Genomic DNA, 12,090 nt, shown 5'->3' with positions numbered 1-12,090 from the left:
TGCTGGCCGAAGGCGCGGGCGCGGAAGATGCACTCGTCGGCGCGGCGTTCCTGCACGATCTGGGCCACTTGCTGAACCTGCAAGGCGAGACGCCGACCGCGCGGGGTATCGACGACCTGCACCAATATTTCGCACTGCCGTTTCTGCGGCCGCTTTTCAGTGACGCCGTGCTTGAACCCATCCGCCTTCATGTGGATGCGAAACGCTGTTTGTGCGCGATTGATGCGGATTATTTCTCAAAGCTCTCGGCCGACTCGGTACGCAGCCTGAAGCTGCAGGGCGGTGTTTTCAGCGAACCGGAAGCTGAAGCGTTCCTGCGCAAACCCTTCGCACAAGATGCGCTTTCCTTGCGGCGCTGGGATGATCTCGCAAAGCAGCCGGAACGCGATACGCCCCCGCTCGACCACTACATTCAGCTAATCGAAAGGCTTTCCGTACAGCATGGTGCCACGACCCAGGCAGACATCTAATTAAGGAAAACGAACTAAAACCAGGCACGTAAAAGTCGCTACATCTCGTCCGCGAATGACGGAAATACGACAGGAAATTGAACGCCCGGGGGCTGTCGCGCATATTCCACGCCTGCCCCGGAAAGGCGCACAGGCATTACCAAAAAAATAAAAATAGCGTAATCTGCCTGTTCGCGCGGCCCGTCCCGCTTGGGTGTGGCCGGTCCAGGCCATGTGCCCCAGGGCTTTGTGCGTTACTGCTTTCTGGAGAGTTCGATGACATCCGTCGACCTGGAGTTCGAACAACTCAATAGCACCGTCGATGCGCTGCGGCGCTCCATTTCAAACCGTCTCATGTACGGCGTCGGTAAAGATGCCGTTACCGCCCAGCCACGTGATTGGCTGCATGCGGTGGAACTGGCGGTCCGCGACCGGCTGGTCGCCCGCTGGATGAAAACCACGCGCCAGCAATACGAGCAGGACGTGAAGCGGGTTTATTACTTGTCGATGGAATTCCTGATCGGCAGGACCTTTACCAACGCGTTGCTCGCGCTGGGCATTCACGAGGAAGTCCGGGAAGCGCTCAACGGCCTGGGCGTGGATATCAACGCGCTTGAGAACCTCGAGCCTGATGCCGCGCTCGGCAACGGCGGCCTTGGCCGTCTCGCCGCCTGCTTCCTCGATTCCATGGCGACGGTTGGCATTCCCGGCTTTGGCTACGGAATCCGCTACGAATACGGCATGTTCAAGCAGACCATCGTGGACGGCAATCAGGTCGAAACGCCCGATTACTGGCTGCGCGCCGGCAACCCCTGGGAGTTTCCGCGCCCGGAAGTGAACTACGTGATTCACTTCGGCGGTCGCACCGTTCGTCATGAAGACCGCACCGAATGGATCGATACGGAACACGTGAACGCCATGGCGTACGACACCGTGATTCCGGGTTTTGCCACGACCGCGACCAACACGCTGCGCCTGTGGTCGGCGCGCGCCACGGACGAATTCGATCTTTCGGCGTTCAATCAGGGCGATTACCGCCGTTCCGTTGAAGCAAAAAATACCTCTGAACACGTGTCGCGGCTGCTCTACCCCGACGACTCCACGCAGGCCGGCCGAGAACTGCGCCTGCGTCAGGAGTACTTTTTTGTATCGGCGACCATGCAGGATCTGATCCGCCGGTACCAACGCACGCACACGCATTTCGGGCGGCTTGCGGAGAAGGTCGCGGTTCACCTGAACGACACGCATCCGGTGCTCGCCATTCCCGAGCTGATGCGGCTGCTGGTGGACACGCATCATGTCCCGTGGGACAAGGCGTGGAAGCTCATCCAGCAGATGTTCTCGTACACGAACCACACGCTGATGCCCGAGGCGCTGGAAACGTGGGACGTGGAAATGCTGTCGCGCCTGTTGCCGCGTCACCTCGAAATCATCTTCGACATCAACGCGGATTTTCTCAAGCAAGTGGGCGAGAAGTTCGGCCGCGACGTGGACCTGATCCGCCGCATTTCGCTTGTGGACGAATACGGCCAGCGCCGCGTGCGCATGGCGCATCTGGCGATCGTCGCAAGTCACACGGTCAACGGCGTGTCGAAGCTGCATTCGCAACTGATGACGCAGAATATCTTTGCGGATTTCGCGCGCATGTATCCTGATCGCTTCACGAATGTGACGAATGGCATCACGCCGCGCCGATGGCTGTCGCAAGCGAGTCCGAAGCTGTCTTCTCTCATCGATGAACGGCTTGGACCGCGCTGGCGTACCGACTTGTTCGAGCTCGCACGTTTGCGCGAATGGCGCGACGACCCCGAATTCAGGTCGGCTTTTCACGAAGCCAAGCTTGCCAACAAGGTGAAGCTCGCCGCGCGTGCGAAGCTGGAAACGGGCGCGATCATCGACCCGAATGCGCTCTTCGATTTGCAGGTCAAACGCATTCACGAATACAAGCGGCAACTGCTGAATATCCTGCATGTGATCGTGCGCTACAACCGGATTCGCGAGGCGCCGGAGAAGGCGTGGACGCCGCGTGTGGTGATGTTTGCTGGCAAGGCGGCATCGGCGTACAAGATGGCGAAAACCATCATCAAGCTGATCAACGACGTAGCCGAGATGGTCAACAACGATCCGCTTGTCGGCGACCGGTTGAAGGTAGGTTTCATTCCGAACTATGGGGTGAGCGTTGCCGAGCTGATCATTCCGGCCGCGGACTTGTCGCAGCAAATTTCGATGGCCGGCACGGAAGCTTCAGGGACCGGCAACATGAAGCTCGCATTGAACGGGGCGCTGACCATCGGCACGCTTGATGGTGCGAACATCGAGATCTGCGATGCCGTTGGCCGCGAAAACATGTTCATCTTCGGGCATTCGACCGAGGAGATCGATGCATTGCGTGCGACCGGGTATCGGCCGCGCCAGATTTACGAAGAGAATCCCGAACTGAAGATGGCGCTCGACCAGATCCGGCTCGGGCACTTTTCGCCGGACCAGCCGCACCGGTTCTACGACATCTTCCACACGCTCGTCGACTGGGGCGATCACTACATGGTGCTCGCCGATTTCGACAGCTTCGATCGCACGCAAGCAGAGGTCGATGCCAAGTTCCTCGACAAAGATGCGTGGACGCGAAGCGCGATCGAGAACGTCGCCGGCATGGGCATCTTCTCGTCGGATCGCACGATTGCCGAATATGCGAAGCACATCTGGCACGTGGAGCCGCTGCAGGTGTCGACGTAGGGTCTCTAGCGCCGCAGGCTGTAGGTCGTAGCACGACCCAGCGTCGCCTGTTCAAAGCGCGAAATGACAATGCCGATCACGTCGGCGAGCGAAGGTGACGGCACTTCCACATGCAACGTAAGGCAGTCGTGACGACGATCCGTCGCCACGACTTGCATGCGTGCTTCGCCGCCGAGCGCCCTTTGCAATACACGGCGCGATTCGCTGGAGTCGAGACCCGGCAGGGTGACGTCGAAAGCGACTACCGTATGGAGCTTGCGTGTGGCCCGTGCAATCGACTGGGCTACCGAGAGGGAAGTACGGACCGGCGAAGGAGCGCTTGCCTGAACAACGCTTGCTTTAACAACGCTTGCCTGAAGCATCGGATGTTGCGCCGTCTCGCGACGGGCGGTGGTGGGAACATCACCACTTTAGCGAGCGGCGCATTAACGCGGGGCATCGATCGGCCTTGTCCGCGTAAAGAAAGTATTAAAGCCCTTCCTGAACCGGTGGTGTTGTTGCCGGTACCTGAGTATCCGCCTGAGCCGCCGTCCGAGCGGCGACTGCTTCACGCACGAGCGTTGCAACGCGTTGTGCAAACTCCTCGTCTTTCGTCGTGAACACTTCACGCTCGCCGTCCGGTACCGTCACGTACATGCGATAGATCACGTCCTGCGTGATCCACGACAGATAGCCGACCACCGCGATCATGATGCCGAGCACCAGCGCCGGACCCGAACCCAGCACGCCGCCGATCGCTGCAACGATCACGCCGATAACACTCACAGCGATAGGCAACGGTTTTTGCCGCGGAATCATTTTTACGGTCGCGCCGCGCAGATCGCGCAACGGAAAAAGCTGTCCCGCAGCGCTCAAGCCCGCGCGGGCAAACGTGATTCCTCTTTCATTGAAGGGCAGATCGTGTTGCATGTGGGTAAGTCTTCAGCAAAATAAAGGCGCAGATTAACAGACCGGCGGCGCTTTGACGTCTCACCCATCGTCGCACCGTGGGCTTTGGGCGTATGGGCGTGGTTACATGTCGAAACGCTCACATTTGCGTTCGCTGTCGATTCTGACCGTCGGCATTCGTCGTTCAAGTGGGACCCTCATTGGAGACAACCCATGACTACGCTATTGAAAGAAAGCCACGCCTTCAGCGGCTTTGCGGTGCCGGACCTCGATGCTGCCAAGAAGTTCTACGGCGAGACGCTCGGACTCGATGTCACAACCGGCTCCATGGACGTTCTCGAGTTGCATCTGGCGGGCGGCAATCATGTGCTGATTTACCCAAAGCCCGACCACGTAGCCGCGACATATACGATCCTCAACTTCCCAGTCGCGGATGTGGAGCGCACGGTCGATGACCTGACCGCACGCGGCGTGCGCTTCGAACACTACGACACGCCGCGCCTGAAAACCGATGCCAAAGGCATATGCCGGGCGTCGGGCGGTCCGGTCATTGCCTGGTTCAGGGATCCGGCGGGAAACGTACTTTCCGTGCTCGAATCGGATGGGTAGGCCTTGAAGCAGCGGCTTTATGCGTGGATTGCCGATTCACTGGACACGAGCCGCAATTCATCGGCGATGGTCGCGATCAGCGCTTCGGCCGCCGCGCTCAGCGGACGTCGCGGATGGCTGATCCGCACGATGTGCCGCACGATGCGCGGCGCAAGGATCGGATAGGCGCGCAACGTGCCCTGCCGGACCGCGCGTTCCACCACGATGCGCGGCAGGATCGTCGCGAAGCGCGTGCTCTCCACCAGCTTCACGATGGTGCTGAGCACATCGATCTCGAAGCGCGGCGCAAGCAGCACGTCCTCGTGCTGGGCGGCGGTATCGAGCACACCCCGCAGACCGTGGCGCTTCGTTGGCAACACCAGTTCCAGATCGGGCAACTGCGCGAGTTCGATTGCATGCGGCAAGTCGGGCCCGTGCACGGCGCTCGTCACGAGCACCATCTCTTCATCCAGCAGCGGCTGCGAGTCGAGCGAAAGCCGCGCGCGCGGCTTGTTGATGAGCGCGGCATCGAGCTGCCCGCCCGACACCCAGTCGATGAACGTCGCGGTGTAACCGTCGGCCACGGTCACTTCCACATGCGGATAGCGCGCGTGAAAACGCGAGAGTGAATCGGCCAGCACGCTCTCCGTCACCGATGCAATCAGCCCGATCGACACATGCCCGGTCACCACTTCGTCGCGCTGCACGAGTTGTTGGCGCGCGTGGGCGAGGTCACGAACGATGGGCAGGAACAGTCGGTACATGAGGCGTCCGGCAGCGGTCGGCGCCATGCCGTGGGCGCCGCGCTCGAAGAGTTGCTGATGCAGTTCGTCTTCGAGCTTCGCGATCTGCATGCTCAGCGCCGGTTGCACGATATTCAACCGCTTGGCCGCACGCGTGACCGAGCCGTCCTCGAACAAAGCGATGAAATATTGAATCTGCTTCAGGTCCATGTCGGCGGCTCGGTGGCATTGGTCCCATGTCTCGGGCCATCAGTAAGTCTAATGAGAGTGCCTGGGTTTATCAGAACCATCGTACGTGATGATCGCTTCAAGGGCGCAACTGAGTGTTATCCCAACCATGGATTGACCGCATTGGGGCAAACACGGATATCACCGCGAATGATCGACTGCATCAAAAAACAGTATTAGAAGTTATATCGCGATCTCGTTACTCTTCAGATCAGCAACGAGGAGACGAGATGGACCACCATGAAGCCGCAGAGCACGGCAGCGCAAGCATTGCACCGGGCAATAAACCGTTCGATGCATTGTCGCTGCGTGGCTGGCTCGCGCATCTTTCCGCCACCGCACGCGTGGCGACGATCGACAAGCATGTATCGCTGAAACACGAACTTGCGGCAATCGCAAAGCGCCTCGACGGCAAGCAGGCGGCGGTGTTCCTTGCTCCCGGCGATCACGCAATCCCCGTGGTCAGTGGTTTCATGTCGAAGCGCGCATGGATTGCGGAAGCCATGGGCGTGGCCGAGAAAGACCTGTTGAAACGTTTCCGCGATGCCGCCGACAACCCGTTGCCGTGGAGCGAAGTTGCTTCCCGTGAGGCCGCTTGCCAGCAGGTCGTACATACCGACGGGATCGACCTGCATGCGCTGCTGCCCATTCCCACGCACAGTGAACACGACAACGGTCCTTACATTACCGCGGGTCTGGTCATCGCGCGCAATCCGCGCACGGGCGTGCAGAACGTGTCGATCAACCGGATCCAGGTTCACGCACGCGAGCGCATGGCGATCCTGCTGTTGCCGCGTCATTTGCATGCATTCCAGAAAGAGGCGGAAGCGGCGGGCGACGCGCTCGATGTGGCCGTCGCGATCGGCGTCGATCCGCTGACGATGCTTGCATCGCAAGCCATATCGCCCATCGACTTCGACGAACTCGAAATTGCCGGCGCATTGCATGGCGCGCCGTTGCCGGTCGTGAAATGCGTCACCAACGATGTCCGCGTGCCGGCTTTTGCGGAGATCGTGATCGAGGGACGCATCCTGCCGAATGTACGTGAAGCCGAAGGACCGTTCGGTGAGTTCCCCAAGTACTACAGCGCGCAGGAAGCACGCGAAGTGATCGAGGTGACGGCGGTAACGCATCGCAGAAATCCGATCTATCACACGATCGTTCCAGCCGAGATGGAGCATTTGCTGCTCGGCGCAATCCCGCGCGAAGCGACGCTGTTGTCGCATCTTCAGCGCAGTCATCCTGGCGTGACCGATGTGCATCTTTCAGTGGGCGGCGTATGCCGTTATCACCTCTGGGTGCAGTTTGCGAAGAAGCGGGAAGGCGAGGCGAAGAACGTGATCCTGTGCGCGTTCGGCGCGCATTACGACATCAAGCAAGTGGTGGTGGTGGATACGGATGTCGATATTCACGATGCTTCGGAAATCGAATGGGCGATTGCGACGCGCTTTCAGGCAGATCGCGACCTCGTGCTGATTTCCGGCGCACAAGGATCGCCGCTGGACCCGTCGACGACCGTGGGCCAACCCGATGACGTGCCATCTCACCTTCAGGGCATCAGCACGAAGATGGGACTCGACGCCACGCGTCCGGTCGTTTATGCGGGCCATGTGTTCACCCGCGTGCGTATTCCGGGTCACGATGCGGTCGATCTGAAAACACTCGTCGCCGCCGACAACACCGGATTCGATACCTACCTGAGTCAATCGCGATGAACGCGCAAACGCCCCAGCGTATTGTCGTCGGCATCTCTGGCGCAAGCGGCGCGATGATCGGCGTGCGGCTGCTCGAAGCGCTGCGCCGTATCGGCACGCATGAAACGCATCTGATCGTGTCGGCATCGGGCGCAGTGACGGCGGCGCAGGAGCTCGGCGTCGGGCGCACTGATCTCGATACGCTCGCTGATGTAGTTCACAACGTCCGCGACGTGGGGGCATCGGTTGCAAGCGGTTCGTTCGTCACGAGCGGTATGGTGATCGCGCCATGTTCCATGAAAACGCTCGCCGCCGTGGCAAACGGTTTCTCCGACAATCTCCTCACGCGCGCGGCTGACGTGATGCTCAAGGAGCGCCGCCGGCTGGTGCTCGTCGCCCGCGAAACACCGTTGAATCTCGCGCATCTGCGCAACATGACGCTTGCGACGGAAATGGGCGCGATCGTCATGCCGCCCGTGCCGGCGTTCTACGCGCATCCGCAGACTATCGATGACGTGGTGAGCCATACCGTCGGGCGCATCCTGGATTTATTCGGTATCGAGCATCGAGAGATCGAAAAACGCTGGAGCGGTCTTGCCGATGAATTCAGCGCGCGCGGTGATGCTGGAGCCGACGAATGAACCAGCGTGATCAGGCCGGCTTTGCCGCAATCAACGCGCACGCGTCTGACGTCGTCGAGGCGCCCGCAACGAACGCATCGCCCGATGCGCGCCCGAAACGTCATGTCGGCCAGTCGGTGGAACGCTTCGAGGATCCTGCGATTCTCACGGGCCGGGGCCGGTATGGCGATGACATCGGCATCAAGCCAGGCACGTTGCACGCGGCGATTCTTCGCGCGCCGCACGCGCATGCCGAGCTGGTTTCGCTGGATACGAGCAACGCTGTGACAGCCGAAGGCGTGCGTGCGGTGCTGACGCGCGATGACCTCCGCGCGTGGTCGCGGCCGTTCGTGGTCGGCGTGAAATCGAAGATGGAGCAATGGTCGCTCGCGATGGATCGCGTGCGCTACGTGGGTGAACCGGTTGCAGTCGTGATGGCCGAGTCGCGGGCGCTTGCCGAGGACGCGCTCGATCTGATCAAGGTCGAATATCGCACGCTCGATCCGGTGACATCGATTGAAGGCGCGTTGAAGGACGATGCCTGCGTGCTGCATCCGAGTGTGCAGACCAACGTAATCAGTGATCGCAGTTTTCGTTACGGCGAGCCTGAGGCTGCGTTCAGCAATGCGCCGCATCGCGTGAAGATCGACGCGCATTATCCGCGCAATACCTGTGCGCCGATCGAATGCGGCGTGGTCATCGCCGAGTTTCTTTCTGGCGACGAAGGCTACGACGTCACGTCGAATTTCATGGGTCCGTTCTCGCTGCATGCCGTCATGGCGCTTGCGCTGAACGTGCCGGCCAACCGGCTGCGTCACAAGGCGCCGCGTGACTCGGGCGGCAGCTTCGGGGTCAAGCAAGCCGTGTTTCCGTATGTGGTGCTGATGTGTCTCGCATCGCGCAAGGCGAACGCGCCGGTGAAGTATGTCGAGGACCGGCTCGAACATCTGAGCGCGGCGACATCGGCTACCGCACGGTTCACAACGCTCGAAGCCGCCGTCGAAGCCGATGGCCGCATCACCGCGCTCGATTACGATCAGGTCGAGGACTGCGGCGGGTATCTGCGTGCGCCGGAACCTGCCACGTTTTATCGGATGCATGGGTGCTTGACGGGTGCCTACGACGTTCCCAACCTGCTCGTGCGCAACCGGGTCGTATTGACGAACAAGACGCCTACGGGCCTCGTGCGCGGCTTTGGCGGACCGCAGGTCTACTTCGCGCTCGAGCGGCTGATGCAGCGCATTGCCATTGAATTGAAGCTCGACGTGCTCGATGTGTATCGCCGAAATTTCGTGCCGGCCAACGCCTTCCCGTATCGCGCCGCTGCGGGCGCCTTGCTCGATTCGGGCAACTACCAGGAAGCGTTGAGACGCTCGATTGCCGAAGGCGGTTATGAGGAGTTGAAAACCCGCCGCGATAGCGCGCGCCGGGAGGGCCGTCTGTACGGCATCGGCTTTGCGGCGATCGTCGAGCCTTCTGTATCGAACATGGGTTACATCACGACCGTGATGCCCGCTGATGCACGCAAGAAAGCCGGTCCCAAGAGCGGCGCGATTGCGAGCGCAACGGTCAGCGTCGACTTGCTGGGCGGCGTGGTCGTGACGATCGCGTCCACGCCGGCGGGGCAGGGACACATGACCGTTTGCGCGCAAGTTGTAGCCGATGCGCTCGGTCTGTCGCCCCATGAGATCGTGGTGAACGTGGAGTTCGATACCCACAAGGATGCATGGTCGGTTGCAGCCGGAAATTATTCGAGCCGTTTTGCAGGCGCGGTCGCGGGCACGGTGCATCTCGCGGCCGTCAAGGTGCGCGACAAGCTCGCGCGTATCGTCTCGTCGCAGCTCGAATGCAAGCCTGAGGACATCCGTTTCGAAGGCGGACGGGTCTATCGGGACGGCGACGAAGACCACGCCATGCCCTTCGGGCGCGTGGCGAGCAATGCGCCTCACTGGGCGCCTGCGTTACTGCCTGCGGGCGAAGAACCGGGCTTGCGCGAAACTGTTTTCTGGACTCCGCCGAACATGGATGCGCCGGATGAACAGGACCGCATCAATACGTCGGCGGCTTACGGTTTTGCATTCGACATGTGCGGCGTGGAAGTGGATCGCGCCACGGGGCGCGTGCGTATCGACCGTTATGTGACCACGCACGATGCAGGCAAGCTGCTGAACCCCGCACTCGCCGACGGCCAGATTCGCGGCGCTTTCGCGCAAGGACTCGGCGCGGCGTTGATGGAAGAGTTCCGCTACGGGTCCGACGGCAGTTTTCAGTCGGGCACGCTCGCGGACTACCTGATGCCGACCACGTGTGAAGTGCCCGATCCGATCATCCTCCATATGGAAACACCGTCGCCATTCACGCCGCTCGGCGCGAAGGGTCTGGGCGAAGGCAACAACATGAGCACGCCGCCATGCGTGGCCAATGCGGTTGCCGATGCACTTGGCGTCGATGACATTCGCTTGCCGCTGACGCCATCGAAAGTGATGGGGCTGATCGGTATCGATGACCCGGAACCGTCCCGGCCCGAGTTCCGCGAAGCGCAGCAAAAGACGCCAGTGCTGCCGGGCGGCAAGGCGCTGACCGCGCAAGGCAGCGTGGATCTGCCGGCATCGCCTGAAGCGATCTTCGCGGTGCTGCTCGATCCGGTTGCGCTCGCGAAGGTCATCCCCGGTTGTCATGCGCTCGAGGCGAAGGGCGAAAACATGTATCGCGCGGATGTGACGGTTGGCGTCGGCATGATCAAGGCGCGCTTCGAAGCGGAGATCGGGCTGTCGGATCTCGATCCGCCGCATCGTTTGCGGCTTGCCGGTGCGGGCATGTCATCGCTCGGCAGCGCGCGCGGTAACGGTCTGGTCGAGCTGACGCCTATCGATAATGGCACGCGCCTGACGTACGACTACGAGGCGCAGGTCTCAGGGAAGGTCGCGGCGGTCGGTGGCCGCATGCTCGAAGGCGCGGCAAAGGTCGTGTTGCGGCAACTGTTCGAATCGCTGGGACGTCAGGCCGCAGGCAAGCCCGTGAAGTCGAATGGCGGGTCGTGGCTTGGCCGCTTCCTCGGCCGGTTCGGGAGGCGTTCATGAAACCCGCACCATTCGATTATCTGCGCGCCGCGAACACGCACGATGCGCTCGACGCCCTCGCGCAATCAGGCGAAGACGCGCGCATCCTCGCCGGCGGCCAGTCACTCATGGCGGTGCTCAACATGCGGCTTGCGCAACCGCGCGTGTTGATCGACATCTCGCGTACGGCCGATCTGGAAGCGGTGCGCATCGAGAAGAACCATCTGGTCGTGGGTGCGGCAGCAACGCAAGGCAGCGTGGAATGGCGCGCATCCTTGCGTGATGAAGTGCCGCTGCTCGCACTCGCTTTTCCGAACATCTCTCACTTTCAGATCCGCAACCGCGGCACGGTTTGCGGCTCGATCGCGCACGCCGATCCCAGTGCGGAGTTGCCGCTCGTGCTGTCTCTGCTGGGCGGCGATGTGATGCTGCGTTCGAAGAAGCGCAAACGCACGCTCAAGGCGGAAGACTTCTTCCAAGGCATGTTGATGACCGCACGCGAACCCGATGAGCTCCTCGAAGCCGTGCGCTTCCCGCTGAAGAAACCCGGCGAACGATACGGCTTCGAGGAATTCTCTGTACGGCACGGCGACTTTGCGATGGTCGGCTGCGCCACGGTCGTGACCGACACCGCCATCCGCATCGCGGTTGGCGGCGTTGCAGACAGACCCGTGGTCGAACAGTGGCCCCGTCTGCAAGGCGACGACTTGCGCGGCGCCCTGAACGACCTGAGCTGGGAGCTGAACGCGCAGGACGACGCGCACGTCAGCGCAACATACAGACGCCATCTTGTGCGGCAACTTGGATGGCGCGTCATTGAGGAGGCGAAGTGAGCAACACGTTATCGGTCAGGCTGGATCGCGGCGAGCGTCGGAAGATCACGCTGACGTTAAACGGACGTGAACGCAGCGGATATTGCGAGTCGCGCGACTTGCTGTCGGACTTCGTGCGGCACGAACTGGGCGCAACCGGAACGCAGCAAAAGAGCACGATCCGGACAGCTACGTGCGCGAGTTCGGTACGGACGGTTTTGGTGAACAGGTCGATCGCGCCATGCCGCTGTCGCAATTCCTGCTCAACGAGATTTA

10 protein-coding genes and 1 pseudogene are annotated in these 12,090 nt (G+C 61.2%); 8 read left to right on the top strand and 3 right to left on the bottom strand.

The window, feature by feature from the left end:
* Both ACRXB1_RS18265 and ACRXB1_RS18260 read left to right on the top strand, forming a co-directional pair.
* On the top strand, positions 1 to 470 hold a 470-nt coding region (locus ACRXB1_RS18265; RefSeq protein ID WP_449492782.1), incomplete at its 5' end, for a phosphohydrolase.
* A gap of 255 nt (positions 471 to 725) precedes the next feature.
* Positions 726 to 3,182, top strand: a complete 2,457-nt coding sequence (locus ACRXB1_RS18260; RefSeq protein ID WP_062171460.1) for a glycogen/starch/alpha-glucan phosphorylase — start codon at positions 726 to 728, stop codon at positions 3,180 to 3,182.
* Between the two features lie 5 nt (positions 3,183 to 3,187).
* On the opposite strand, the gene ACRXB1_RS18255 is transcribed toward ACRXB1_RS18260, so the two are convergent.
* Together ACRXB1_RS18255 and ACRXB1_RS18250 are read right to left on the bottom strand one after the other, a co-directional pair.
* The gene (locus tag ACRXB1_RS18255) at positions 3,188 to 3,544 is read right to left on the bottom strand and encodes a hypothetical protein (protein ID WP_449492781.1); all 357 of its coding nucleotides are present in this window, start codon (positions 3,542 to 3,544) and stop codon (positions 3,188 to 3,190) included.
* Positions 3,545 to 3,650: 106 nt separating this feature from the next.
* Entirely contained in the window at positions 3,651 to 4,091 is a 441-nt protein-coding gene (locus tag ACRXB1_RS18250; protein ID WP_449492780.1) for a DUF6232 family protein, read from the bottom strand.
* 192 nt (positions 4,092 to 4,283) lie between these two features.
* On the opposite strand from ACRXB1_RS18250, the gene ACRXB1_RS18245 reads away from it, so the two are divergent.
* Positions 4,284 to 4,679, top strand: a complete 396-nt coding sequence (locus tag ACRXB1_RS18245; RefSeq protein ID WP_449492779.1) for a VOC family protein — start codon at positions 4,284 to 4,286, stop codon at positions 4,677 to 4,679.
* Between the two features lie 17 nt (positions 4,680 to 4,696).
* On the opposite strand, the gene ACRXB1_RS18240 is transcribed toward ACRXB1_RS18245, so the two are convergent.
* Positions 4,697 to 5,611 (bottom strand): LysR family transcriptional regulator, encoded by a 915-nt coding sequence (locus ACRXB1_RS18240; protein WP_062003286.1) that lies wholly within the window; start codon positions 5,609 to 5,611, stop codon positions 4,697 to 4,699.
* Positions 5,612 to 5,859: 248 nt separating this feature from the next.
* On the opposite strand from ACRXB1_RS18240, the gene ACRXB1_RS18235 reads away from it, so the two are divergent.
* The 5 genes and pseudogenes from ACRXB1_RS18235 to ACRXB1_RS18215 form a co-directional block, all read left to right on the top strand.
* Positions 5,860 to 7,344 carry a UbiD family decarboxylase gene (locus tag ACRXB1_RS18235; protein WP_449492778.1) on the top strand — a complete coding sequence of 495 codons (1,485 nt, stop codon included), beginning with the start codon at positions 5,860 to 5,862 and terminating at the stop codon, positions 7,342 to 7,344.
* Complete coding sequence (locus tag ACRXB1_RS18230) at positions 7,341 to 7,964, top strand: UbiX family flavin prenyltransferase (protein ID WP_449492777.1); 624 nt, start codon at positions 7,341 to 7,343, stop codon at positions 7,962 to 7,964. Before ACRXB1_RS18235 ends, ACRXB1_RS18230 begins: the two co-directional genes overlap by 4 nt.
* A complete protein-coding gene (locus ACRXB1_RS18225) occupies positions 7,961 to 11,023 on the top strand; it encodes a xanthine dehydrogenase family protein molybdopterin-binding subunit (RefSeq protein ID WP_449492776.1) in 3,063 nt (1,020 codons plus the stop codon). Before ACRXB1_RS18230 ends, ACRXB1_RS18225 begins: the two co-directional genes overlap by 4 nt.
* On the top strand, positions 11,020 to 11,835 hold the full coding sequence (locus tag ACRXB1_RS18220) for an FAD binding domain-containing protein (RefSeq protein WP_449492775.1): 816 nt from the start codon (positions 11,020 to 11,022) through the stop codon (positions 11,833 to 11,835). Before ACRXB1_RS18225 ends, ACRXB1_RS18220 begins: the two co-directional genes overlap by 4 nt.
* Positions 11,832 to 11,978: pseudogene (locus ACRXB1_RS18215) on the top strand ((2Fe-2S)-binding protein); the annotation flags it as partial. The gene ACRXB1_RS18220 and the pseudogene ACRXB1_RS18215, both read left to right, overlap by 4 nt.
* Positions 11,979 to 12,090 lie beyond the last annotated feature (112 nt).

It is taken from the genome of Caballeronia sp. M23-90, from assembly GCF_053574605.1.
This window is presented reverse-complemented; position numbering and strand designations above follow the sequence as displayed.

Bases quoted from the DNA above. Each gene is read 5' to 3' on its own strand.
- ACRXB1_RS18235 (WP_449492778.1), top strand. From the start codon at position 5,860: ATGGACCACCATGAAGCCGCAGAGCACGGCAGCGCAAGCATTGCACCG.
- ACRXB1_RS18250 (WP_449492780.1), bottom strand. From the start codon at position 4,091: ATGCAACACGATCTGCCCTTCAATGAAAGAGGAATCACGTTTGCCCGC.
- ACRXB1_RS18230 (WP_449492777.1), top strand. From the start codon at position 7,341: ATGAACGCGCAAACGCCCCAGCGTATTGTCGTCGGCATCTCTGGCGCA.
- ACRXB1_RS18245 (WP_449492779.1), top strand. From the start codon at position 4,284: ATGACTACGCTATTGAAAGAAAGCCACGCCTTCAGCGGCTTTGCGGTG.
- ACRXB1_RS18225 (WP_449492776.1), top strand. From the start codon at position 7,961: ATGAACCAGCGTGATCAGGCCGGCTTTGCCGCAATCAACGCGCACGCG.
- ACRXB1_RS18220 (WP_449492775.1), top strand. From the start codon at position 11,020: ATGAAACCCGCACCATTCGATTATCTGCGCGCCGCGAACACGCACGAT.
- ACRXB1_RS18240 (WP_062003286.1), bottom strand. From the start codon at position 5,611: ATGGACCTGAAGCAGATTCAATATTTCATCGCTTTGTTCGAGGACGGC.
- ACRXB1_RS18255 (WP_449492781.1), bottom strand. From the start codon at position 3,544: ATGCTTCAGGCAAGCGTTGTTAAAGCAAGCGTTGTTCAGGCAAGCGCT.
- ACRXB1_RS18260 (WP_062171460.1), top strand. From the start codon at position 726: ATGACATCCGTCGACCTGGAGTTCGAACAACTCAATAGCACCGTCGAT.